The 23,119-nt window shown below is 60.9% G+C and carries 21 protein-coding genes; 8 read left to right on the top strand and 13 right to left on the bottom strand.

The features are described 5' to 3' along the window. Positions 1-35 precede the first annotated feature (35 nt). From RL_RS32400 to RL_RS38685, 3 genes are all read right to left on the bottom strand, one after another. Entirely contained in the window at positions 36-332 is a 297-nt protein-coding gene (locus tag RL_RS32400; protein WP_028741862.1) for a PRC-barrel domain-containing protein, read from the bottom strand. 223 nt (positions 333-555) lie between these two features. Further along, complete coding sequence (locus RL_RS32405) at positions 556-816, bottom strand: hypothetical protein (RefSeq protein ID WP_011655255.1); 261 nt, start codon at positions 814-816, stop codon at positions 556-558. A 45-nt stretch (positions 817-861) separates the two neighbouring features. Continuing rightward, the gene (locus RL_RS38685; RefSeq protein ID WP_011655256.1) at positions 862-1,650 is read right to left on the bottom strand and encodes a DNA polymerase III subunit epsilon; all 789 of its coding nucleotides are present in this window, start codon (positions 1,648-1,650) and stop codon (positions 862-864) included. Between the two features lie 80 nt (positions 1,651-1,730). Between RL_RS38685 and RL_RS39560 the strand changes: the two genes are divergently transcribed. Next, complete coding sequence (locus RL_RS39560) at positions 1,731-1,940, top strand: hypothetical protein (RefSeq protein WP_028741863.1); 210 nt, start codon at positions 1,731-1,733, stop codon at positions 1,938-1,940. Positions 1,941-2,485: 545 nt separating this feature from the next. Here RL_RS39560 and RL_RS32415 read toward each other — a convergent pair. Further along, positions 2,486-3,154: a hypothetical protein gene (locus RL_RS32415; RefSeq protein ID WP_011655258.1), complete on the bottom strand. Its 669-nt coding sequence runs from the start codon at positions 3,152-3,154 to the stop codon at positions 2,486-2,488. Positions 3,155-3,497: 343 nt separating this feature from the next. On the opposite strand from RL_RS32415, the gene RL_RS32420 reads away from it, so the two are divergent. Continuing rightward, positions 3,498-6,785, top strand: coding sequence for a GH36-type glycosyl hydrolase domain-containing protein (locus tag RL_RS32420; protein ID WP_041936937.1), 3,288 nt, complete (start codon positions 3,498-3,500; stop codon positions 6,783-6,785). A 6-nt stretch (positions 6,786-6,791) separates the two neighbouring features. On the opposite strand, the gene RL_RS32425 is transcribed toward RL_RS32420, so the two are convergent. The 8 genes from RL_RS32425 to RL_RS32460 all read right to left on the bottom strand — a co-directional run bounded on the left by RL_RS32425 (position 6,792) and on the right by RL_RS32460 (position 14,491). Beyond that, positions 6,792-7,532 carry a FadR/GntR family transcriptional regulator gene (locus tag RL_RS32425; protein ID WP_011655260.1) on the bottom strand — a complete coding sequence of 247 codons (741 nt, stop codon included), beginning with the start codon at positions 7,530-7,532 and terminating at the stop codon, positions 6,792-6,794. Positions 7,533-7,675: 143 nt separating this feature from the next. Continuing rightward, on the bottom strand, positions 7,676-8,440 hold the full coding sequence (gene kduD, locus RL_RS32430) for a 2-dehydro-3-deoxy-D-gluconate 5-dehydrogenase KduD (RefSeq protein ID WP_011655261.1): 765 nt from the start codon (positions 8,438-8,440) through the stop codon (positions 7,676-7,678). Further along, positions 8,437-9,273, bottom strand: coding sequence for a 5-dehydro-4-deoxy-D-glucuronate isomerase (kduI, locus tag RL_RS32435; protein WP_011655262.1), 837 nt, complete (start codon positions 9,271-9,273; stop codon positions 8,437-8,439). The genes kduD and kduI overlap by 4 nt, the downstream gene beginning before the upstream one ends. Before the next feature lie 626 nt (positions 9,274-9,899). After that, positions 9,900-10,046 carry a DUF1127 domain-containing protein gene (locus tag RL_RS37130; RefSeq protein ID WP_003548073.1) on the bottom strand — a complete coding sequence of 49 codons (147 nt, stop codon included), beginning with the start codon at positions 10,044-10,046 and terminating at the stop codon, positions 9,900-9,902. A gap of 181 nt (positions 10,047-10,227) precedes the next feature. Next, entirely contained in the window at positions 10,228-11,208 is a 981-nt protein-coding gene (locus RL_RS32445) for a 3'-5' exonuclease (protein ID WP_011655264.1), read from the bottom strand. A gap of 94 nt (positions 11,209-11,302) precedes the next feature. Then, positions 11,303-12,682 carry an ATP-binding protein gene (locus RL_RS32450; RefSeq protein ID WP_011655265.1) on the bottom strand — a complete coding sequence of 460 codons (1,380 nt, stop codon included), beginning with the start codon at positions 12,680-12,682 and terminating at the stop codon, positions 11,303-11,305. Further along, a complete protein-coding gene (locus tag RL_RS32455) occupies positions 12,679-13,353 on the bottom strand; it encodes a response regulator transcription factor (RefSeq protein WP_011655266.1) in 675 nt (224 codons plus the stop codon). The genes RL_RS32450 and RL_RS32455 overlap by 4 nt, the downstream gene beginning before the upstream one ends. Positions 13,354-13,600: 247 nt before the next feature. Next, entirely contained in the window at positions 13,601-14,491 is an 891-nt protein-coding gene (locus RL_RS32460; protein WP_011655267.1) for a haloalkane dehalogenase, read from the bottom strand. Between RL_RS32460 and RL_RS32465 the strand changes: the two genes are divergently transcribed. The 3 genes from RL_RS32465 (at position 14,492) to RL_RS32475 (ending at position 17,601) form a co-directional block, all read left to right on the top strand. Then, positions 14,492-15,004 carry a MarR family winged helix-turn-helix transcriptional regulator gene (locus RL_RS32465; RefSeq protein ID WP_028741871.1) on the top strand — a complete coding sequence of 171 codons (513 nt, stop codon included), beginning with the start codon at positions 14,492-14,494 and terminating at the stop codon, positions 15,002-15,004. A gap of 63 nt (positions 15,005-15,067) precedes the next feature. Next, the gene (locus RL_RS32470; RefSeq protein ID WP_011655269.1) at positions 15,068-16,330 is read left to right on the top strand and encodes a flavin monoamine oxidase family protein; all 1,263 of its coding nucleotides are present in this window, start codon (positions 15,068-15,070) and stop codon (positions 16,328-16,330) included. 239 nt (positions 16,331-16,569) lie between these two features. Further along, positions 16,570-17,601: an aldo/keto reductase gene (locus tag RL_RS32475; protein WP_011655270.1), complete on the top strand. Its 1,032-nt coding sequence runs from the start codon at positions 16,570-16,572 to the stop codon at positions 17,599-17,601. A gap of 156 nt (positions 17,602-17,757) precedes the next feature. Here RL_RS32475 and RL_RS32480 read toward each other — a convergent pair whose 3' ends face one another. Then, entirely contained in the window at positions 17,758-19,542 is a 1,785-nt protein-coding gene (locus tag RL_RS32480) for an APC family permease (RefSeq protein WP_011655271.1), read from the bottom strand. A 249-nt stretch (positions 19,543-19,791) separates the two neighbouring features. Here RL_RS32480 and RL_RS32485 point away from each other — a divergent pair, with 249 nt between their 5' ends. The 3 genes from RL_RS32485 (at position 19,792) to RL_RS32495 (ending at position 23,006) form a co-directional block, all read left to right on the top strand. Continuing rightward, entirely contained in the window at positions 19,792-22,161 is a 2,370-nt protein-coding gene (locus RL_RS32485; protein WP_011655272.1) for a DUF1989 domain-containing protein, read from the top strand. Between the two features lie 282 nt (positions 22,162-22,443). Beyond that, positions 22,444-22,653 carry a cold-shock protein gene (locus tag RL_RS32490; RefSeq protein ID WP_003548109.1) on the top strand — a complete coding sequence of 70 codons (210 nt, stop codon included), beginning with the start codon at positions 22,444-22,446 and terminating at the stop codon, positions 22,651-22,653. 128 nt (positions 22,654-22,781) lie between these two features. After that, entirely contained in the window at positions 22,782-23,006 is a 225-nt protein-coding gene (locus RL_RS32495; protein ID WP_003548112.1) for a hypothetical protein, read from the top strand. The last annotated feature ends 113 nt before the right edge of the window (positions 23,007-23,119 follow it).

Below are 23,119 nucleotides of genomic sequence, written 5' to 3' on the forward strand. Positions count from 1 at the left end.
TGTTGAGATCGGGCTTTTAACTTCCTCGCCGTGAATTAGTCTCGATGCTCAGGCATTTGTTTCAGCTGATCTTTTGTCCAGGACGTAACTGCGTGAACGTCGCCATCGTCATCCCGCATGAAGTCCAGATCGCTGATCGGCACGGAAACAGGTTTCGCGCCAATGCCGAGAAACCCACCGACGTCGATGACGACATTTGCGCTGGTGCCTGAACCGTGCACGTGGTCCACGCTTCCAACCTCGTCGTCATCTGCGCCGTAGACAGTAGCGCCTTCAAGGACTGCGGGCGTTAGTTCGTCGGTGCCCAGTCTTACGTGCTTGCTGTGGTCCATTTTCAAACTCCTCCGTTCGAGCCCATGTGAAAGCCGCCGGGGTGCAGTTTGTTCCTGCGTGAGGCTAATGGTTGACGCTCAAAGAGCTATCGGCCTTGGGGAACCGTTGTTGCTCCTCGTTGTTGAAGCTCCCGTGGATGAACGGTTAACCTCGCGAATGGCTTTAAATCGTCGGTCGTGCCGAGCCCCATGGCCCTATCGCGCATTCGTAGCGAAATCTAACCTACGATTTCGGCTTGAAGAACCTATCGGCTTCCTTCATCGCATTCTGAGCCGAGCCGTACAGCGCTCTGACGGCATCGCGCATTTCGGCGAACGCCTGCATGGTTCGTGGCGAAATGTAATCGCCTCTTGCTTCAGCATTGAGCCGCAAAGCTCTCTCGCAATCGGCGGCAATTCTATCCAGCTCCGGGGAAACCCGATAGAGCCGTTCCAAAATGGCGTCGATGTCACCCTTGGCGCGTTCAGACATTCGTTCTGCCATCAGAGCCTCACCGCTGTGTCCCTTCCTTCAGGAGCTGAAGAACTCCTAAAGCAGTGTTCCTTGTTCGGCTTCGTCAGCCACTTTTACCTCCGCGTCGCCACGGCGGCGAAGTTCCGTCTCCGCACTGAAGCGGACGTCGGCATCCCGATCGCGAGCGAACGCCTGCAATGCCGCAATATCCAGCCGATCCCAGCTTTTGCCACGCTCGTGGCCTGAAGGTACTCGTGGCAAAAGACCCGGCTCGCTGCTCCATTTCACCAGTTGCTCGAAGGTGGATTCATTCAACATATCCCGCAAATGATGTGCGGTTACGTACGCATCGGGCATTGCGCGGTGGGCGGGAAGGCCAATCGCGTGCACCAGTCCCTCCGGTAAACGCAGATATCGAAGCAGCTGGTTGGAGAACCTCGGCAGTTCAGGCCACAGCCGAAGCGCGCATTTCCACGTACATATCCAGGCCGCTCCGCCGGTAAATCTGGGGGTGCAATAGCGCTGCTCGAAACTTGCCCGATGTGCAGCCAGTGCGATCACTCCACCTTCCGGCCGTAAGACGCTGGAGGCGATTTCTTTCCAAAAAGGTGCCGTCGCGACCTCAGCGTCCAAGATGTGATGTATGGCCATCGTCTCAGGAGAGATCGGTCGCCCGGGATTTACAAGCAATGATCCGCGCTCATCATCAACCCGCCATCCCCCATCATGGCCAAGCACGACGTCCTGCCATCCGATCTCGCAAACATCATTTACGCCATTCCCGGCTGTTTCGAGGTCAACGACCCGGATGCGAGATTTATGATCTACGGGTTTTGATAGGATCCCACTGCTTTCAATCAACATATTTAGTTATTTCGACCCGATGCGCTAAAAGTCCAGATATCACTCGGACATGATGCGACAGGCTGCTAACGATTGTCGACATGGTCGATGTGTTTAACCTGAGCGACATGGCTAAAAGAGGCCTGCTGCGCCACGAGCACCGATCAATTTGGAGAATGTTCCCAATGTTCCGTGAAATAACCGGGGCCACTTACCAGGCCCAGGAGATCGGGACTCTACGCGACGGCGTCTCGCCTGTATTGCAGCGCCACTTCAAATCGCCTGCCGACTTGTTGGTTTTCGCGCTTTGAGCAACAAAAAGGGCGCTCCCCGGAAACGGGTTGAGCGTCCGATAAGTTTCCTCCATTGCAATCGTGTCTCGACGTAGCTCGCATATCGCCCGGGTCTCACACAAACTCTATCAATGACTGAATTGCGGTTATAGGACCGAGGCCAGCGCCTGGGACTTGGATGCCGGTCGATCAAACCCGGCGGCAACGCGTGATTTTCGCGAAAAAAAAGGGCCGACGGAGAACCGTGGCCCATTAATTGTGAAGGTATAAACCTCCAGAGGGGAACAGCTGAAACGACGGAACTGGGAGGAAAGCCGCCGTGTTGCATCAGCTGTGATCACCATGCTCCTTTTTTGACCGGTTGGAAAACATTTTTTGTGCAATGCAGCTATGCAACAGCGGATCATCCAGCCGAAGTAGTCTTACCGCGAACTGGATCTGAACTTTTAGAAGGCGTCGATCTGGCGCCGGACAAGGCCACAGAGAAACGAGCCATCCAATGAAGAGGAGGCCATGCGTGAGGACGCGATGCCTTTGATCGGGTTCGACGATTTCGCTTGATTTTACTCGGCGTCGTCGTTCGCCTTTGGGAACAGTTGCAGCACATTTGACCCACTCGGGTGCGCGAGAGTGCGCGCCTTTGGGGGCCGCGAGTTGTTTTCTCCAGCCTTTTGAATAGCTGAAACGAGACCTTCCCGCTGGCGATAATAATCTGGCTTGGCAGGCAGGGTGAGGTCAAACTCTTCGAGCATACGCTCAATAATGTCCATCGCTTCAGCCGCCAGACCAGCATAACCTTCTTGGCGTCGCTCGAAGAAGCCATCGTATCCGGGCCTGGAAAGGTCGAGACTATCCAACGCATAAGAAAGGGTCTTCACTCGGTTCGACAACCACAAAATTTCTTCTGAAAGCTCGGTATTAAAAAGCCCCCAGTTTGCGTCCTGCGGAAGTGCAAGGCTTGGATCGCGAACGTGAAACGCGAATTCGCCTTCATCCATAGGATTGAATTCGGGCATGTCGTGAACGGCCGCATAGCTGGCTCCGACAAAATCGTCTAGGGCCAGCACCGTCAGCATCGCCAGGTTTCTAACCTCGGCTTTCGGGCGCCGGTTGATCCCAGACTTCGCAAGTCGAATGACGATGGGAAGCAAGGAGCCAGCGGCTAAACCGCCGGCGCCGATGAACGCTCCCATTACCATGATCCCTTGAGTGGTTTCGAAGAACTGCGTCAATAGTCACCTCGTTGAATGGGAGCTGCGAGTTGCGTCAAGAAGCATGCACAGACGGAATCAGCACTTTCCATCCCAGTTTGCCTCGAACTTAAATGATAGGGAACTCCGTTCCCGCCGTGTGGCGCCATTGAGCAACCTGACGGCATCATCGTCACCGGCGACCTTAGTTCCTTTGACGCCTTGGCAATGACCTCTCGGTGCAACTTTCGAATTGAACATAAAGTGATATCGGCTGGCCTGTCTTTCAAGGACCTAACCGAGAACCGGCGATAGTGGTAAGATTTCTCTCAACCATTTTGCGTCATCCTCCAGTTCCCTTCTGAAGCCAATCCACGAGATCCCAATGCCCTCGGACCTTAATCGCAGTTTCCCAATGCCTCGCCGCGAAGAGCTTGGTCTCTGCACGATCAGCAACGGTTCCGGCCTGTCGATATCGGCCCTGCCGAACGGCACCCTTTTTGCCATCGAATATGCCGACGACAAGGGATCGGTGCAGATCAACCAGATCCAGGGCTCGCCGCTCGCCGGCGGCGTCGGTCGCCTTTATCTGCGCATCGGCGGGGCCGCGCCCGAGGTAGTGGAGCTTGTCGGGCCTTGCGCCGATGGCAGCTTCGGGCACGATGCGACGAGCCTCTCCTGGAGCGGCAAAACGGGCGATATCGGCTACAATGTCCGCCTCGAGCTTCATCCCTCCGAAACCGCCTGGTTTTGGCGTGCCTCCCTCCGGCATCTGAAGGATGGAACGCTGCCGGTCGATCTGGTGCTGATCCAGGACGTCGGTCTCGGCGATCGCGGCTTCCTGATGAACAGCGAAGCCTATGCATCGCAATATGTCGATCATCATATCGCCGATCACGAGACATTCGGCCCTGTCGTGATGAACCGGCAAAATCTCAAGCAGTCGGGCGCCCGCAACCCCTGGCTCGCGCAGGGCTGCCTCAATGGCGCGGCTGCCTATGCCACGGATGCGATCCAACTGGTGCAGGCGAGCGACCGCCTCGACGACTTGCTGGTCGGCTCCTTCGGCACCAGCCTGCCGAGCAAACGGCGGCAACAGGAGACGGCATGCCCCGCCATTCAGTCGAAATCGCTTTCTGTGCCGGCGACCGGCGCGACCACGACCTTCTTTGCCGTGTTCGCCGCCGATCATCCCGAGGCGTCGAGCGATGCCGACCTTTCACGGCTTGACGAGCTCGCGGCGACAGACAGTGCGCCCGCCGATATCGAGGAGGTCGCGCCGGTCCGCAGCCTGCTGCAGGATGCTGCTTTGCTGAAGGCCGAGGCGCTGGACAAAAAGGCGATCGGCAAGCTCTATCCGGAGCGGAGCCTGGAAGAGCGGGTCGACGGAAAGCTTCTTTCGTTTTTCGTCTCCGACGGCGCTCTGAACCGCCATGTGGTCCTGCGCGACAAGGAGCTGATTGTGGCGCGCCGTCACGGCGCGATCGTCAGAAGCGGTGAGAATATGCTGCTCGACGATACGACGCTTGCGGCGACCTGCTGGATGCAGGGCATTTTCGCGGCCCAGCTGACGATGGGCAATACCTCCTTTCACAAGCTCTTTTCCGTCTCCCGCGACCCCTACAATCTGACGCGCGCCAGCGGGCTGCGCATCATGGCGGATGTCGGCGCCGGCTGGCAGCTTCTGGCGGTGCCGTCGGCTTTCGAAATGGGGCTCAGCGATTGCCGCTGGATCTATCGCCTTCCCGAACGCACGATCATCGTGTCGGCGGTCGCCTCCGGCGAGGATGCGGCGATGCAGTGGACCATCTCCGTCGAGGGCGAGCCCTGCCGCTTCCTGGTGTTCGGTCACGTCGTCCTCGGCGAGCGCGAATATGACGCGGGTGGGCAGATCGAATTCGATACGTCAGGCAAACGCATGCTTTTCCGGCCGGACCCGGCCTGGCTCTGGGGCGAGCGTTATCCCGATGCCGGCTATTGGTTGGTGAGTTCGACGCCCGATGCCATCGATGAGATCGGCGGCGACGAACTGCTCTACAGTGATGGGATTGCGCGCAACGGTGCCTTCGTCGCGCTCAGATCCCGGCCGACACAGGCGCTGTCCTTTGCCGTCGTCGGCTCAATGACCGATGCGGCGGAAGCCGAGCGACTGGCACAGCGTTATGAGGCCGGCGTCACCGATGAAGCCATGCTTGCACCGGCATCAAAATTCTGGCGGAACGCCGTGCGCGGCGTAACGATCGGCAGCACCTCGCCCGACCTTGCCGCGCAGACGACCTTGCTGCCCTGGCTCGCGCATGACGCGATCGTGCATCTGAGCGTACCGCACGGCCTCGAGCAATATACGGGTGCGGCCTGGGGTACGCGCGACGCATGCCAGGGGCCGATCGAATTCCTGCTCGCCTATGAGCATGATCGCGAAGCCAAGGAGGTGCTGAAAACCGTCTTCAGCGAACAGTACCTGGAAAAAGGCGACTGGCCGCAATGGTTCATGCTGGAGCCCTATGCCAACATCCGGGCGGGCGATAGTCACGGCGACATCGTCGTCTGGCCGCTGAAGGCGCTCTGCGACTATATCGAAGCGACCGGCGATCTCGCCATCCTCGACGAGAAAGTCTCCTGGCGCGATGAAAAGACGATGGCCAGGGCGCCAGAGCCCGACACCATCGCAATCCATGTCGAGAAGCTGCTCGATACCGTTCGCGAAGCTTTCATCCCGGGAACGCATCTGATCCGCTATGGCGAGGGAGACTGGAACGATTCCCTGCAGCCGGCCGATCCGCATCTGCGCGATTGGATGGTCAGCAGTTGGACCGTTGCCCTGCTCTACGAGCAGATCGTCCGTTATTCCGCGATCCTGCGCCGCCTCGGTCATGGCAACAAGGCCAAGGGCTTAAGGAAGATCGCAACGGCGATGCGCCGGGATTTCAACCGCCATCTCGTGCGTGACGGCGTCGTTGCCGGCTACGGTATCTTCGATCCCAGCCATGACGGCGTCGAATTGCTGCTGCACCCGAGCGACCAGCGCACCGGCCTGCATTTTTCGCTGATCTCGATGACGCAGGCGATGCTTGGCGGGCTGTTCACGCCGGCTCAGAGACGCGATCATATGAAGCTGATTAAAGAGCATCTGCTCTTCCCCGACGGCGTGCGCCTGATAGAGAAGCCCGCGACCTATGCCGGCGGCCCCGAGACGCTGTTTCGCCGCGCCGAATCCTCCTCCTTCTTCGGTCGCGAGATCGGGCTGATGTATGTGCATGCGCATCTGCGTTATTGCGAGACGTTGGCGCTCCAAGCCGAGGCGGAAGAGCTCTGGAAGGCGATCGCCGTCGTCAATCCGATTTCGGTCACATCAGCGCTGCCGCATGCATCGCTGCGCCAGCGCAATACCTATTTCAGTAGCAGCGATGCGGCTTTCCATGACCGTTATCAGGCAACGGCCGAATGGGAGCGCGTCAAGGCGGGAGAGATCGCCGTCGACGGCGGATGGCGGATCTATTCAAGCGGCCCCGGGCTCTACACCAGAAGCTTCGTCGAAAATATCCTGGGCTTCAAACGGCGCTTCGGCCGGCGCAAACGCAAACCGCTTCTTCCCGCGATCCACGCCTCTGCCGATCTGCACACCGACCATGCCGCCTGGCGGCGGCTGATGAAGCCGAAGCCTGAGGTGTGAAAAGGATTATGCGGTAGCGTCGCGCAGCTCCTCGAAGCGTGCGGCGCTCTTCGACAGGTGGCTTCGGATGGCGCGGCGCGCGGCAGGCTCGTCGCGGTCGCGGATCGCCGCGAATATGGCATGGTGTTCCCTGCGCATGCGCGCCGCATGGCGCTTGCGCTCGGCTGATGTCATTTTGTCCAAGCGCGCCCATTGCCGCGGCACCATGATGTTGCCGAACGTGTCGAAGAGGCGGCCGTAATAGGAGTTCTGCGTCGCGACCAGAATGGACCTGTGGAAGGCGTAGTCCTCTTGCGCGCCATATCCACCCTGCTCCAGTGCCTTGTCGAGGGCATCGAGACGGTCCTGCATGCGGTCAATGTCCTCCTGCGTGCGCCGTAGCGCCGCAAGACCGGCGGCTTCGTATTCGACTCCCATGCGCAGCTCCAGCACGCGCAGAACCTCGTCGATCGACTGCAGGTCGTTGGGAATGATGGAGAAGGATCTGGGCGTCGGATCATTCGAGACGAAAGCCCCAAGGCCTTGCCGCGTGGTGATCAGCCCCTTCGCGCGCAGCGCAGCGAGCGCTTCGCGAACGATCGTCCGGCTGACGCCGGTCGCGGTCATGATCGCCTGTTCGGTCGGCAGCCGCTGGCCGGGCTTCAGGTCGCCGGACTCGATTTGCGCCGTCAACATATCGGCAAGGTTGCTGCGCAGGTTCGGCGCCTGCTGAATGGTATTGAAGACCGCGTTGTCCTTGTCTGCCATCCTGTTTCGAAATCCTGGTGTCGAGGCGGCTGCGCCGGCCTCATTTCCTGTTCGCATTCCGCATCCACGCTGATGCGGTGGGCAGATACCTAAAGCGCGTCGCGATCGTTCAGATTCGCTCCTCGCGCTTCAGGTGAGACCGATCACCGAGCCAGCCAACCGCCATCGACGGGCAGCACCGTTCCATGCACGTAGTCGGATGCCGACGATGCCAGGAATACGGCCGCACCGCCGAGTTCGGACGGCGTTCCCCAGCGCCCGGCCGGGATGCGGGCAAGGATGGCGGCGTTGCGGTCGGCATCCTCGCGCAGCGCCGTGGTGTTGTTGGTCACAAAGTAACCGGGGGCGATGGCGTTGACGTTGACGCCCTTGCCGGCCCATTCGCAGGCAAGCAGCTTGGTCAGCCCGGCAAGGCCACTTTTCGAGGCAGTATAAGACGGGATCCGGATGCCGCCCTGGAAGGAGAGCAGCGAGGCGATGTTGATGATCTTGCCCCTGCCCTTGTCGACCATGTGGCGGCCGGCCGCCTGCGACAGGAAGAAGGCAGTCTTCAGATTGACGTCGATCACCGCGTCCCAGTCTTCCTCGGTGAAGTCGAGTGCATCGGCGCGGCGGATGATGCCGGCATTGTTGACGAGGATGTCGAGGCCGCCGAAGGTCTGGATGGTCTCAGCGACGATCCCCTTGACCGGTTCGATGCTGGCAAGATCGGCCTTGACGACATGGAAGCGGCTTCCCGCTTCCTTCACCAGCGCCTCGGTTTCGTCCATCGAGGAGCGCCCGACGGCGACGATCGACGCACCGGCCTGCGCCAACGCTGCCGCGATGGCCTGGCCGAGCCCTGTATTGGCGCCGGTGACGACGGCAACCCGGCCGGAAAGGTCGAAGGGATTTGCCACGATGCTCACCTCAGATCCGCAATGGCGATATGGTCCATGTCGGTGAAGCTCTTATTGTCGCCAGCCATCGCCCAGATGAAGCTGTAGTTCTTGGTGCCGGCGCCCGAATGGATCGACCACGGCGGCGAGATGACCGCCTGTTCGTTGGCGACAAGCATATGCCGGGTCTGCTGCGGCTCGCCCATGAAGTGGAAGACACGCTGCTCCGCTTCCAGATCGAAATAGAGATAGGCTTCCATGCGGCGGTCATGCGTATGGGCAGGCATGGTGTTCCAGACGCTGCCCGGCTCGATCATGGTGAAGCCCAGCGTGAGTTGGCAGGACTGGCAAACGTCCGGATGGATGAACTGATAGATCGACCGCTTGTTGGCCGTCGCGGCTTCGCCCGGCGTCAGGTGACGGGCCTTTTCGCGGGTGAGCAACACGGTCGGGTGCGTTTGATGCGCTGGCGTCGAGACCAGATAGAACTTTGCCGGATTGGCCGCATCCGCGCTCTCGAACCTGATGTCCTTGGCACCTTTGCCGACATAGAGGCAATCATATTTGGCAAGATCGTAGTTCGTGCCGTCGACGATGATGCGGCCGGCACCACCGATGTTCAGGGCGCCGAGTTCACGCTCGGCAAGGAAGGTTTCCTGTCCGATCGCCGTCGGCGCCGTCAGCGTCAGTCCGGGGCCGAGCGGCGTCGCGCCGCCGATGACCATTCGGTCGTAATGCGAATATGTGAGCCGGATCTCGCCGCTCGCGAAGACGGTTTCCACCAGAAAGTGACGCCGCAGCGTCTCCGTGTCGAAATCACGCACGGCCTCGGGATGGGAGGCGTGCCTCACGTCGATCTGCATGTCAATTTTCCTTCCGCTTCATTGTCGCCACGGGTCGTCGCTGTTACGGGAGCCGGTCTTGTCCAGCGTGTTCCGCTGCGGCGGTATCCATCCGGTTACATAGTTGTACGACAAGTTTGGTGTCAACAGGTTTGTCGGTGCTCGCTTGAGGAGACGCAAGGCCCGCAAGAGCGCGAAAGAAAATCTGGGAATAGACAGGAGAATTTCCGGAGATGATGACGCATCATCCAAGCAATGGATCGCAAGCGGCCGTTCTTGGCGCGATCCATCGGTGCTATGGCCAAAACGAAAAAGCCTGCCGCGGGAGGAGGTGCGGCAGGCTTTCGTAAAAAACCGAACGACAGCTGGGAGGAGGAGTGCTGTCATTCCACAGACGACCCTGGGAGGAGGATGGGGCGCCTGTATATCAAAGGGATGCGGGAGGAGGTGCATCGCTTCGATAGAAATAATCATACTTATTTTTTGCTCAGTTGATAGGCACTTCTTTGCAGGGCAGCTATGCGTTATGCGAAAAGCGGGAGGCTGGATCAGCCTGTTCCATCTGCCGGAAGCACAAAAGCAAAGCGCCCGCTCGGGAGGAAGCAGGCGCTGGCATATTCTTTGAAGATGCTTGGTCTAAGCTGCCGTTAGCGGGCGATGGCTGCGCGGGCGACGTTGCGGATTTCGCTGCGGCCGATGCCGAGGTCGTCCAGTTCGCGTGCGGACATACGACCCAGTTCAGCGACCGTCTGACGATACTTGCGCCAGTTATTGAAAGAGCGTGCTACGTTCATGATGATCCCCTTTCGTGGGCTTTCGAAGCTTAGCTGCCAGTCCTTGGCGCTTCGTTCGCTTCGATGAGTTGTATATAATACGAGACCGCTGATTATTGCAGCGCCAATGCATCAGTGCACCTATGCGGCGTTTGCATGTGTCGCCATATCTTGCAGCATCAGGATCCGAACCGCTTCGCGGTCAGAGTTTGAAACGATCGAAGGCCGTCAGCCGCACGATCGGCGGCTCCGCCTCGGCCCAGCGGTAAATATCCGAGCGCAGATAGGAAAGCTCGTCGCCGAGATCCTCTTCACCGACTTCGATCCACCAGGACTTCAGGCGGCCGTCGCTTCCGTCCGACCAGCGATAACCCCTTGCCTTCAGTTGATCCTTCATCTCGAACGGGCTGTGTTCGGCAAAGATACGGATGCGTGAACGCTGGCTGGCGCGGTAAAGCTCGGTGAACGGGCTTTCACCGTCGCGCTGCTCTCGATCGAGGATTTCCAGCAGTGCGTGGCAGTCGTCCACGGCGCGATGGCCTTCGTGAAAATAACCGGCTTGGCCGACGAGATAACCGAGCTTCGTGCCCTCGAAGCCGCGGGCGCTCCAATCGATCTCCGAAACCGAGCATGCCCAGGCCTTGCCGGTGAAAATCTTCGAGAAGGCCTCGCAGAACGGCCGGTCGAAACCGGCATTGTGGGCAATGATCAGATCCGCTGGCTCGATCAGAGTTCTCAGCGATTGGATATCGATGAGCTGCCCTTCGACCATCGCATCGGTGATACCCGTCAGCCGGGTGATCTCGGGCGGGATCGGCCGGGACGGTTGTTGCAGGCCGCCGTAAATGCCGACGATATCGCCGATCGCGCCGTCATCGTCGAAGGTAAAGGCGACGGCGCCGATTTCGATGATCTCGTCGTTGCGGTGGTTGAGACCGGTGGTCTCCGTATCGAGGATGACGCCGAGCCGCGAAAACCCCGGTTGTCTGACTGACGCAATCGGCCGGGCGGCCAGTTTTCTCAAGATGCGATAGTTGCCGCTCTCTTCGAGCGCCCGCGCCATGTCTTCATCGGAGTGGACGACCGGCTGCGATGGCCGCCGGTGCGATGGACCGCGTGCCTTGGCCGTCGCGGGCGATGCCTTGGCAAACATGTCGAGTTGCGAATCTCTGTGCACGCTCATCGAATCTATATGTCACGGAGACGCGATTTAATCCATCGCATGACAACGCCGCACGTCTTTTCGAGAGGCGCAAAGGACGCTGTAGCCCTTTGAATTATGCAGTCGCCAGGCGTGGCGGCGTGTGAACGCCTGCGGTTTTGTCCGGTGGGAAGCTCAGCCGGCAGACCGCGCCGGGACTGCGGTTGTCGATCGTCACCTCGCCGCCGTGCATGCGCAGGATGTCGCGAACGAGATTGAGGCCGAGGCCGGCGCCGCGTCCGTCGTGATGGCGCTTGAAGAACGGCTCGAATATGCGATCCCGCATATCGGTGGGGATACCCGGTCCCTCGTCGTTGACCTCGATCCAGTGGCAGCCGGCGGTCAGCGAGATGATACCTTTCCTGCCGCCGTGGTTGATCGCGTTCTGCAGGATGTTCATCAGGGCGCGCTGCAGCGCCAGAGGATCGCCCTCGATCTCGCCGGCGCCATCGACATCGAACTGCACCGTATAACCGGCGGCAAAGGCCAGCGGCGCCATCTCGATGATGACCTTCCTCGCCAACTGGCCGAGATCGACCTTGGTGAACTGGACCTTGCCCTGTTTCAGTCGCTGAAGATCGAGCATCTGCTCGGTGAGAACGGCAAGCCTTGCGGCATCTTCCAAGAGGTCGGTCTTGATCGAACTGTGCGGCAGGGATCCAATTCTCGTATTCAGAATGGCGATCGGCGTGCGCAGCTCATGGGCGGCGTCGGTCAGAAACCGTTCCTGCCGTTCATAACCCTCGTCGAGACGGCCGAGCGCGCGATTGACGGCGTGCACCAGCGGCGCGATCTCTTCCGGAGTATCGGTTTCAGACAGCCGGCCGCCGCGCTGGTCGATATCGATCGTATCGGCCTGGAGCGCGGCCTGATCGATCCCGACCAGCGACCTTCGCACGACGAGCGGCGTCGCGATCAGTGCACCCAACGCCATCACCGCGACGATGGGAATGACAATTTTCGCAAGGACCAGCGAAAGCTTGAGCAGGATGAAGGTGGAGGAGTTGGGGCCGTCGGTGCCCGTCAGAAACTGCACCTGTCCCCAATCCGTCGCTACCCACTTCATCAGCGCAGCCGGACGATCGTGGTCGCCGAGATTCAAGCCGAACTTGGCTTGGCCGACATGATCGAGTGTGTTGCCGATTGTGGCATATTCTTCCGGGATCCGGCCTTCGGTCAAAACATGTCCCTGCATGTCGCGAACAGCGTACCAGAGATCGGGCGCGTCCTTGCGCAGCTGTCGCAGATCCTCGGTCTCCCTCAGGCTCAATTCTCCGGTGGGCTGGCGGAAGACGGCCTGGCGCAGGATCTCGATCGTGCCCTCCGTCGATCTGAATTCGGATATCTTGCCAACCGAAATCAGCACGATCATCACCAGGATGAGCACGACCGATTGCACGGCAAGAAGGCGCCAGAACAGGCGCTTGCGCAGCGAATAGGAGCATCGTTTGCTCATGATGCTTCACGCAGGAGATAGCCCACGCCCCGTATAACGTTGATGACCACGCCTGCCTGCGATGCTGCCAGCTTGCGCCGCAGCCGCGATATATGGGAATCGAGCGCGTTCGACTGGATCTCGTCGTCGAAGCCGAAGACCGCTTCCATCAAGGCCGGTCGCGGCACCATGCGGCCGGCACGGCGCATGAGGCATTCGAGCACCAACGCCTCCCGGCGCGGCATTTCAAGACGCAGGCCGGAGACGATGATGTCGCAATAGGTCGGATCGAACGAAAGCCGGCCGATCGAGATCAGCGCCGGGCGCAAGGTTTCGGAGCGGCGCATGACGGCACGCAGCCGCGCCAGAAGTTCGTCGAAGACGAAGGGCTTGGCAAGGTAATCGTCGGCGCCGGTCTCAAGGCCGGTGATCCTGTCTGGAACCTCTCCCTTGGCGGTGATGACGATGATTGGCAGCGTCAGCCCCTTCTTGCGGATCTTCGGAATGAGTTCGAGGCCATCGCCGTCGGGCAGTTGCCGATCCAGGAGGACGGCGTCGTAAGCGCCGTCGCCGATCACCAGTTCGGCGTCGCATAGGGTCGAAACGTGGTCCATCACCATGTCGTGCCTGGTCAGGGCGCCCCGGAGCGCCACGGCCATTTGAGGTTCATCCTCGATCAGTAATATGCGCATCTCACATTCCTATCGGGGACTCGCCGGTCCACAGGTGAAACCATATCACCATCAAGCAAGTCTGCGGTGCTCTGTCGCGCGTCGAGTAAAAGATTGCCGCCTCGCAACGGAGTGACGCGCAGCGCTACTCGGTGGTCGATCGAAACGCCCATTGGCCCTCACAGTGGCTGATTGATCCCACCTATGAACCGGCTCAACATTGCAACAGTCTGTCATGTCGCAGTCACGGTAACGCAGACGCAGATTTTTATGCCTGAGACGCGACCTTCCGGTGCGTTGCTCTGAGCCCCCTCCTGTCGATCCAGCTTTTGATTTCCGCGGCAATCGCCTCGGGCTGGTCCTCGGGGGCAATGTGGCGCGCCGGTCCACAACCCTTGATCTCCAGGCCTGCGATGTTGTCGCGGCACCACGAAATCATCTCGCTGCCGATCAACAGCGTCTCAGAGGGCCCTTCGAAGGTCAGCAGCAGCTTGGGAACCTCAGGACTGGCGGAAAGCCACCGGTCATAGGCCTCGATCCTGGCGACCACATCGGCTGGCTCGCCGTTGATCGGCATGGCGCGCGGCCATTCCAGCAATGGGCGGCGGCTGTCGCGGTCCGGATAGGGTGCGCGGTAAACATCCCAGTCGAAATCGCTGAGCCCTTTCAGCGTGGTCGCGCGCAAGGCCTGTTCGATGAAGAAATTTTCGTCGAGGACCTTGGCCTCGCCGGTTCCCGCACCCCGCAACAGTTCATAACGCGCCTTTCCGCCGCCGGGCAGATCCTCCCAGCTCATCGGCCTGAGGATGGTTTCCATGACGACGATGCCGCGTACCCGCCCGGGTTGGCGGGAGGCCCAATCGAATGCCAGCGCGCCGCCCCAGTCGTGGCCGACGAGCACGACGCCGTCGAGGTCAAGCGCATCGAACCAGGCGTCGAGATAGGCGATGTGATCGCCATAGCGATAGCCGATATCGGGTTTGCCGGAGCGCCCCATGCCGATGAGATCGGGCGCCAGGCAGCGGCCGGGCCCGATGCCGGGCATGATGTTCCGCCAGAGATGCGATGAGGTGGGATTGCCGTGAAGGAAGACGATCGGGTCGCCCTCCCCCAGCTCCTCGTAGGAGATGAACGAGGCGAGGGTATCGATGGTCGGCATATGGAGCTCCGCGCTTTTGTGTTATATAGGCAGGCGACTGTCCATTTATCATATAGACAGGTAACTGTCTATATCGCTGCGCGGGGTTTCATGCCGTCGTCTTCCCTTGGCCTGTTGTTGCGTCTGGTCCATCAGCATTGGACGCAGGCCGTCGAAGCGGCACTCGATGAGGCCGGCTACGGCGATATCCGCCCGCCGCATGCCAATGTCTTCACTTTCGCGCGGCCGGAGGGCATCCAGGTCAGCGAGCTGACCAAGCTCGCCCGTGTTCGCAAGCAGACCATGACGCAGGCCGTGGAAGAACTCGAGCGCCTGGGTTATGTCGAGCGCCGGCCCGATCCGAATGACCGGCGCGGCCGACTGGTGTTTCTGACGGAAAAAGGCCAGGGGGTCAGGCCGATAGCGATGGCGGCGGGCCGGCGCGTCGATGAAAGCTGGGCCGCCCTGACCAGCCAGCAGCAGATGGAAGATCTGCGGACAGCACTCCGGCGGCTGCTGGAACAGCTGCAATAGCAAAGCGGGCTGGCATGAGAGCGACCCTTTCCACTTAACCGTCGCGCGACCGAAGGAGAATGTATGCCTGGTGACAACAGCAAAGGTACCGACGAGGACGTCGTCATCATCGGCGCCGGTGCCGCCGGCATTGCCGCCGCCCGCCGCCTGCAGGCAATCCGCCCGGATCTCTCCATCCTCCTGCTTGAAGCCGGCGATCGTCTCGGCGGTCGCGCCTGGACGGTCGCACTACTTGAGGCCGCTGATATCGGGCTCGATCTCGGCTGCGGCTGGCTGCATGGCGCGCGGACCAATGCCTGGACTGCGATCGCCGGCGAGGTCGGAGTGACGGTCGACCACACGCCGGCGCCCTGGAACGATGGCGGACGGCGGCTTCAGCGGGATGACGCGGCGGCGCGTGCCGCAAGGCAGGCGATCGGCGCCTATTTCGAGCGCCTCGAGAGCCACACGGGGAATGATGCAGCCATGGCCGATATGCTCGAGCCCGGCAATCCCTGGAACGGCCAGATCCGGGCGGTCGGCACCTATATCACCGGCGCCGAACTGGAGCGGTCGTCGGTCGTCGATTACAACAGATACGATCCTGGCCCTGGCCCTGACTGGCGGGTGCGTGAGGGCTATGGAACGCTGGTCTCGCTCTACGGCAAGCCGGTTCGGGCAAGGCTCGGCGCCGAGGTCACGCGCATCGACCATCATCATGCCGGCCGTATCGGCATCGAGACGAACCAGGGTGTGCTCAGTGCCCGCACGGTGCTGGTGACGGTTTCGACGAATGTGCTTGCGGCCGGCAAGATCGCCTTCGACCCGCCTTTGCCTGACAAGATCGAGGCAGCGGCCCAATTACCGCTCGGGCTCGCCGACAAGCTCTTCTTGAGGCTCGCAAATCGGGAGGCGCTGCCGGCGGACACGCATATGCTCGGCTCTACCCGTCGCGGTGCGACCGGCACCTATCAGCTCCGGCCGTTCGGCGCGCCCGTCGTCGAAGCCTACTTTGCCGGCGACCTCGCGCATGATCTGGAGGGGCAAGGCAGAGAGGCTGCCTTCTCCTTCGCCGGAGACGAACTGGCGGCACACTTCGGCGCGGACATCCGCAAGGAGCTGTCGGTCGCGACAATGTCGGCCTGGGCGGCAGCGCCCCATATCGGCGGCTCCTATTCCTACGCCGAACCCGGTGCCTCCGACCAACGCGGCCGTCTCGCCGCGCCGCATGACGAACGGATCTTCTTTGCCGGCGAAGCCTGTTCGAAGTCGCGTTATTCGACGGCGCATGGCGCCTATGAGACCGGCGTCGCCGCAGCCGATCGGATCGCCGGCTCGTTGTCGTAAAATCCGTGCCTTCGTCAGCTGCGGCGGCAGGCAGGAATATTTTTTTCTCACTTGGTGGAGCGGGCGGGATTGGTTATGCTCCCCCTCGCCTCTGTGCTCCCAGCCCAGGGCGCTATACGTCATCCGGCGGCAAGCGGCCGCCTCAAGCACAATATTGTCATTGTCATTGATTGCAGGAGCCCCGGCTTCTACCCCGACGTTTGCACGTCGGCTGCGGGTATCCGCATGAGGAGGAAGAAATGGATTATCGCAAGCTCGGTCCCAGCGGGACCGTCGTCACCGCCTATTGCCTCGGCACCATGACCTTCGGCGCGGAGGCCGATGAGGCCGCCTCGCACAAGCTGCTCGACGATTATTTCGCCTGGGGCGGCAATTTCATCGATACCGCCGATGTCTACAGCGCCGGCAAGTCGGAAGAGATCATCGGACGCTGGCTGAAGGCGCGCCCGACCGAGGCCCGCCAGGCGATCGTCGCCACCAAAGGGCGCTTTCCGATGGGCAACGGCCCAAACGATATCGGCCTGTCGCGCCGGCATCTTAGCCAGGCGCTCGACGATTCGCTCCGCCGCCTCGGCCTCGAGCAGATCGACCTCTACCAGATGCACGCCTGGGACGCGCTGACGCCGATCGAGGAGACGCTGCGTTTCCTTGACGATGCGGTTTCCTCCGGCAAGATCGGTTATTACGGCTTCTCCAATTATGTCGGCTGGCATATCGCCAAGGCCTCGGAGATCGCCAAGGCGCGGGGTTATACCCGTCCGGTGACGCTGCAGCCGCAATATAACCTGCTGGTGCGCGACATCGAGCTCGAGATTGTCGCGGCCTGCCAGGATGCCGGCATGGGTCTGTTGCCGTGGTCGCCACTCGGCGGCGGCTGGCTGACCGGCAAGTACAAGCGCGACGAGATGCCGACCGGCGCCACTCGCCTCGGCGAAAACCCCAATCGCGGCGGTGAATCCTATGCGCCGCGCAATGCGATGGAGAGAACCTGGGCGATCATCGCTGTCGTCGAGGAGATCGCCAAGGCGCATGGCGTCAGCATGGCGCAGGTGGCGCTCGGCTGGACGGCGGCGCAGCCGGCGATCACCTCCGTCATCCTCGGCGCCCGCACGCCGGAACAGCTCGCTGACAATCTCGGCGCCATGAAACTCAAGCTCTCCGACGACGACATGGCGCGGTTGAACGAAGTGAGTGCGCCCCAGCCTTTCGACTATCCCTACGGCAAGGGCGGCATCAACCAGCGCCATCGCAAGATCGAGGGCGGCCGCTGAGCCTTCCTTCTGTCTCCGAACAAACCCTGTCCGCTTCTCGCGAAGAGGACAGATCTCCGTTGATGGTGGCGTGACTATAGCTCGACGCCCGCCTCCATGTAAAAAGCCGCCGTGTTTCCACGGCGGCTTTTCGGCCTTTCTGCTTGGGAGGCGATTTTAGGCCGGAAGCTGGAAGATCACGTTGGCGATCAGGACGATCGCCAGGCCGCCGGCGAGTGCGAGATAGGGCAGGATGCCGGCTTTCTTGACGCCGAGATCCTGGCCGACGAGGCCAAGATCTTCCATCGCGCCGGCCGGGAATTTGCCGCCGTCGCGCACATAGTGGCGATAGGCGAAGACCGGCAGGATCAGGGCGGCGAAGATGAAGCCGACCCAGAGCGCATTGGAATAACCCCAGACCTTGGCACCCGCACCGAGGAAGAGCGCGTTGACAAAGGCCAGCACGGTGTTGAGGCCGATCAGCCAGGTCGGCGCCTTCCAGGGGCGTTCGATATGGCCCGAATCCATCCGGTGGATCCAGCCGGAATTGAGGTTCAGGAAGTTGAAGATGATGTAGCCGACATTCGAGACGGCGAGCACGAAGAAATAGCCGCCGACATCCGAGGCGATCGCCAGCAGGAAGAGATTGAAGGCGAAATCGGTCCACATCGCCCGCGTCGGCGCGCCGTGTTCGTTGACGTGGTCGAGATATTTCGGCAGCCAGCCGTCTTTCGAGCCCTGGTAGAGCGTGCGCGAGGAGCCGGCCATCGCCGTCATGATGGCGAGGAAGAGCGCCATGATCATCAACACGACGAGCAATTGGGTGACGACGCGGCCGGCGCCGATCAGGCCGCCGAGAGCTTCGGCAACACCGGTGCCATCGACGATCCCGGGGGCCAGCATGCCTGCATGGCCGAGAACGCCCTGGAAGGCGAAGGGCACGAGGAAGAAGAACAGGCAGCAGGCAAGGCCGGAATAGAAGATCGCCTTGAAGGTGTCGGTCTTCGGGTTCTTGAGTTCGCGGGTGTAGCAGACGGCCGTCTCGAAGCCGTAGGTCGACCAGGCGGCGATGTAGAGGCCACCGAGGAAGAGTGTCCAGCCGCCGTTGCTCCAGGTGCCGTCGGCAGCGGCATAGGCGGCTGTCGGCGGCACGAGACCGGTGACGTTGGTGGCAAGGATCTGGCCGCTGACGATCGGATAGAGGCCGATGATCAGCAGCGGCACCAGCACGATGATGGCCAGCCACTTCTGCACGCTTGCCGTTTCCGAAATGCCGCGATGCTGGATGGCGAAGATGATCAGCATCAGGATGCCGCCGATGAAGAAGGTGGCATTGATATTGGCGGTGGCAAGGAAGGGAATGTTGAAGCTGAAGAGCGACCAGCTGCGGATCGCGGGCGTCAGGGCGGCGATACCGTCGGTGCTGAGCAACGCCTTGACGGCGTCATCCGGCGTCGTGCCGGCATGGGCGGCGATATATTCGGCGACGCGGGGGCTGTCGGCCGTGATGGAAGCGGCATGCGCTGAGATCCAATCGAGGACCATCTGCGAATCCGCTGCCGGAATCGGGTAGAATGCGTTGAGGATGTAACCGGCGGCGATGGCGCAGCCGAGCGACAGCACCGGCGACCAGGCAAACCAGTTGCACCAGACGGACAGCGGCGCGATGAATTTCGAGTAACGCAGCCAGGCGGTGGCGCCATAGACCGAGGCGCCGCCGGATTTGTTGGCGAACATGCCGGCGATTTCGGCATAGGTGAAGGATTGCAGGAAACCCATCACCATCGAGATGATCCAGACGACGAAGGCGAGCTTACCCGTCGTGCCTGCGATGCCGCCAATGGAGAAAAGAACGAGCGGCGGCACGCCCGCAGCCACCCAGAATGCGCCCTTCCAGTCGAGCGCGCGTACAAGCTTACCTTCGGTGCCGGATGCAATCCCGGCCTCCACAACGTCTGTCATCGGTGAAATTCCCCATTCTATTTGTTCCGGACGTATCTTTGTACGTCTCCCTGAACGTGTCTCCCTGACAGTCTCAAGCCCGCCCGGATGATTTTGGCGATCCGTGTTCCCGACGGATTCCCGAGTCTCAACTCTTTATGCATAGTGAAGATATTTTCTTTTTAGTCAACATCACTTTACTTTCCCGGGGCATTTTGTAACCTGCATGGGTGGGTGTCCGAGGACGCCCGATCCTCCCATGAGGGCAGTATGCGAGAACTTCATCCTGCTATGACAGGCCTACGGCCGGCCGCTCCGAGCCTCGTGCATTATCCCGGCATTCCCACCCTGCCGGAGGGAACCGAGCGCTACAGGGCAAAGGGCGGCGGATCGGTCGTCATGCGCGTCGAGCCGGGAGATCGTGTCAGCGTCATCGACAGCGAGGGCGGTCAGCTCTGCGAAATCTCCTTTCTCGACGAGAAAGGGCGTTTCCTCGCGGCCGGTCTCGGGACGGCATTCAGCAATTCAGCCGATGGTTTGAAGGCTATTCTTCAAGCGGAGGATGAGAGCGCTGCCCGCACGCGTGCAGCGCTTCAGCGTCGCGGCGCCGATCTGGCAACGGCCGGCGCGCTCTGCATCTTCGGGGCGGGATCGACGCCTGGCAGCCGGGCGGATTTCACGATTTCCATGAAGGGCCTGCTGATCGTCGCAGCACCCGCCAGCGCCATGTCGCCGGAGGCGCAGGATACGGCGACGCCGATCGAGATCAGGATCCAGCGCAGCCTGCTGATCCGCGACTATGCCGCCGCCTTGCCGGAACCGGCGGCCGATCCGGTCGAGGATATCCGCATCCGCGCGGCGACCGCCGCGGCCTATTTCGTGCGTGCCGGCGAATTCATCCAGATCATCGACGTCTATGGACGCCAGTGCACCGATTTCCAGGCTTTTGCTGCCCGAAAGATCGACAAGGGTCTGGACCTCGCGCTTGATTCCACCGTCACCCGCACGCTGCTCGGCCGCAGCTATCCGATGCCGGGTCTCCCCTCCAAGGCCTTCGACCGCGACTTCGAGCCGCTGGTCGAAATCGTCCAGGATACGGTCGGGCGTCACGACGCTTTCGCGACCGCCTGCAATTCGCGCTATTACGACGACATGGGTTATCCCGGCCACGTCAACTGCACGGACAATTTCAACGCTGCGCTGGCGCCCTACGGCATTGCCGGCCGCAAAGGCTGGGAAGCGCTGAACTATTTCTACAACACCAATATCGACCACAACAACCAGCTCTATCTCGACGAGCCCTGGTCGCGTCCGGGCGATTACGTGCTGATGCGGGCGCTGACCGATCTCGTCTGTGTCTCCTCGTCCTGCCCTGACGATATCGACGCTGCGAACGGCTGGGATCCGACGGATATCCATGTCCGCACCTTTTCCGGAAAAGAGAAATTCTCACGAGCGGTGGCCTATCGCATGACCCCAGATGCAGACGCCGAACTGACGCGCGAAACCGCCTTCCATCCCCGCCTCTCCGCCTTGACGCGGGACTACACCGAATATCGCGGCTACTGGCTGCCGAACCGCTTTTCCAGCGAAGGGCCAGTCCAGGAATACTGGGCCTGCCGCGAGCGCGCCGCCGTCATCGACCTCTCGCCCTTGCGGAAATTCGAGGTGACGGGGCCGGATGCCGAAGAGCTGCTGCAATATTGCCTGACGCGCGACGTGCGCAAACTGTCGACCGGCCAGGTCGTCTATTCCGCCATGTGCTACGAAAACGGCGGCATGATCGACGACGGCACGCTGTTCCGGCTCGGCGACAAGAACTTCCGCTGGATCGGCGGCGATGATTTCAGCGGCATATGGTTGCGTCAGCAGGCCGAGAAAAAGGGCTTCAAGGCCTGGGTCCGCTCTTCGACCGATCAGATGCACAACATCGCCCTGCAGGGGCCGAAAAGCCGCGATATCCTCAAGGAAATCATCTGGACGGCGCCGCGTCAGCCTGATATCGGCGAGCTCGAATGGTTTCGCTTCACCGTCGGCCGTATCGGCGGCTTCGAGGGTGCCCCAATCGTCGTCTCGCGCACGGGTTATACGGGTGAGCTCGGTTACGAGATCTTCTGTCATCCGAAGGATGCGCTGACGGTGTTCGACGCCGTCTGGGAGGCGGGCCAGCCGCACGGGTTGAAGCCGATGGGGCTGGAGGCGCTCGATATGGTTCGCATCGAGGCGGGCCTGATCTTTGCCCATCACGAATTCACCGACCAGACCGACCCGTTCGAGGCCGGCATCGGCTTCACCGTGCCGCTGAAATCCAAGCAGGACGAATTCATCGGCCGCGAGGCGCTGATCCGGCGCAAGGAGCATCCGCGCCATCTGCTCGTCGGCCTCGACATCAAGGCCAACGAGGCCGTCGGCCATGGCGATTGCATCCATATCGGCCGGGGCCAGGTGGGCGTTATCACCAGCGCCACCCGCTCGCCGATCCTCGGCAAGACGATCGCGCTCGCCCGCATCGACGTGATGCATGCAAGCCCCGGCACCGAGGTCGAGATCGGTAAGCTCGACGGCCACCAGAAGCGCCTGCCGGCGACGATCGTGCCGCTTTCGCACTACGACCCGCAGAAGACGCGGCCGCGCTCGTAGTGCCTGCTTTCGAGGTCGGGAGACGGCGATCGGCAGTTGATATTGCCGCCGACGCGCACGACCAGCGAGATGCAATCTAATGGCGAATTGGGGAGTCAAAAAAACTAAAAGTTGACATATCCGGCTTTGATGATTATATCTCGGTGGTCGATATTGCTTGTTTGACTTTTGTTATCGCACGCTGGCAACGTGCCCTGGACGAACTTCCCTCTTCAAAATCGAGATCATCATCCGTCGTGCTTCCGCACGTGCGGTCGTTCAATTGCTATGAAAGGGTTTGTTATGACCACTGGCACAGTTAAATGGTTCAATTCCACCAAGGGCTTCGGCTTCATTCAGCCTGATGACGGCGGCGCTGACGCCTTCGTCCACATCTCTGCCGTCGAGCGCGCCGGCATGCGCGAAATCGTCGAAGGCCAGAAGATCGGCTACGAGCTTGAGCGCGATAACAAGTCGGGCAAAATGTCCGCTTGCAATCTCCAAGCTGCTTAAACTGAAATCTGCTTTCCTTTGACCGCGGATGTACCGGCACTGTCGAAAGTATGATACTATCAAGGTCAGGCAAGTTGCCTGGCCTTTTTGCTGCTTTCGCCAAGCGGGCTCACAAATCCAGGATTAATATGACAGAGTCACACAGCAAATCACGCAAGCAGGCGGAGATTGCCTTCGGAAACGCGCAATCGCAATTCCTGGCGCGAAGCCGCGCGGTCGAAGAGATCGATTCGACCGTACGTGCCCGCGAGGAAAAAACCTTGCGATTACGCGAAGCGCGTGAGGCCAAGGAATTGCAGGATCGCTTGACAGGGGTTACTGCTCCCGGCGCGAAGCGAAAAAAGAAAATCTGACCCTACTGCATAATTCCTTAAATCGGATTCGATTTCAGGATAAAGCATGCGGCAGTTCAACGTAATACAGCGCCCTTCGCGCGTCTGATGGCGCGCGGCGCCCTGGAACAGGA

The organism is Rhizobium johnstonii 3841, from assembly GCF_000009265.1.
In the GTDB taxonomy this organism is placed as follows: domain Bacteria; phylum Pseudomonadota; class Alphaproteobacteria; order Rhizobiales; family Rhizobiaceae; genus Rhizobium; species Rhizobium acaciae.

Bases quoted from the DNA above. Each gene is read 5' to 3' on its own strand.
- kduI (WP_011655262.1), bottom strand. From the start codon at position 9,273: ATGCAGATCGACGTGAGGCACGCCTCCCATCCCGAGGCCGTGCGTGAT.
- RL_RS32405 (WP_011655255.1), bottom strand. From the start codon at position 816: ATGGCAGAACGAATGTCTGAACGCGCCAAGGGTGACATCGACGCCATT.
- RL_RS32425 (WP_011655260.1), bottom strand. From the start codon at position 7,532: ATGGCAGACAAGGACAACGCGGTCTTCAATACCATTCAGCAGGCGCCG.
- RL_RS32455 (WP_011655266.1), bottom strand. From the start codon at position 13,353: ATGCGCATATTACTGATCGAGGATGAACCTCAAATGGCCGTGGCGCTC.
- RL_RS32495 (WP_003548112.1), top strand. From the start codon at position 22,782: ATGACAGAGTCACACAGCAAATCACGCAAGCAGGCGGAGATTGCCTTC.
- RL_RS32450 (WP_011655265.1), bottom strand. From the start codon at position 12,682: ATGAGCAAACGATGCTCCTATTCGCTGCGCAAGCGCCTGTTCTGGCGC.
- RL_RS32475 (WP_011655270.1), top strand. From the start codon at position 16,570: ATGGATTATCGCAAGCTCGGTCCCAGCGGGACCGTCGTCACCGCCTAT.
- RL_RS32485 (WP_011655272.1), top strand. From the start codon at position 19,792: ATGCGAGAACTTCATCCTGCTATGACAGGCCTACGGCCGGCCGCTCCG.
- RL_RS32400 (WP_028741862.1), bottom strand. From the start codon at position 332: ATGGACCACAGCAAGCACGTAAGACTGGGCACCGACGAACTAACGCCC.
- RL_RS39560 (WP_028741863.1), top strand. From the start codon at position 1,731: ATGGTCGATGTGTTTAACCTGAGCGACATGGCTAAAAGAGGCCTGCTG.
- RL_RS32470 (WP_011655269.1), top strand. From the start codon at position 15,068: ATGCCTGGTGACAACAGCAAAGGTACCGACGAGGACGTCGTCATCATC.
- RL_RS32490 (WP_003548109.1), top strand. From the start codon at position 22,444: ATGACCACTGGCACAGTTAAATGGTTCAATTCCACCAAGGGCTTCGGC.
- RL_RS32460 (WP_011655267.1), bottom strand. From the start codon at position 14,491: ATGCCGACCATCGATACCCTCGCCTCGTTCATCTCCTACGAGGAGCTG.
- RL_RS32420 (WP_041936937.1), top strand. From the start codon at position 3,498: ATGCCCTCGGACCTTAATCGCAGTTTCCCAATGCCTCGCCGCGAAGAG.
- RL_RS32445 (WP_011655264.1), bottom strand. From the start codon at position 11,208: ATGAGCGTGCACAGAGATTCGCAACTCGACATGTTTGCCAAGGCATCG.
- RL_RS32480 (WP_011655271.1), bottom strand. From the start codon at position 19,542: ATGACAGACGTTGTGGAGGCCGGGATTGCATCCGGCACCGAAGGTAAG.
- RL_RS32465 (WP_028741871.1), top strand. From the start codon at position 14,492: ATGGAGCTCCGCGCTTTTGTGTTATATAGGCAGGCGACTGTCCATTTA.
- RL_RS37130 (WP_003548073.1), bottom strand. From the start codon at position 10,046: ATGAACGTAGCACGCTCTTTCAATAACTGGCGCAAGTATCGTCAGACG.
- RL_RS38685 (WP_011655256.1), bottom strand. From the start codon at position 1,650: ATGTTGATTGAAAGCAGTGGGATCCTATCAAAACCCGTAGATCATAAA.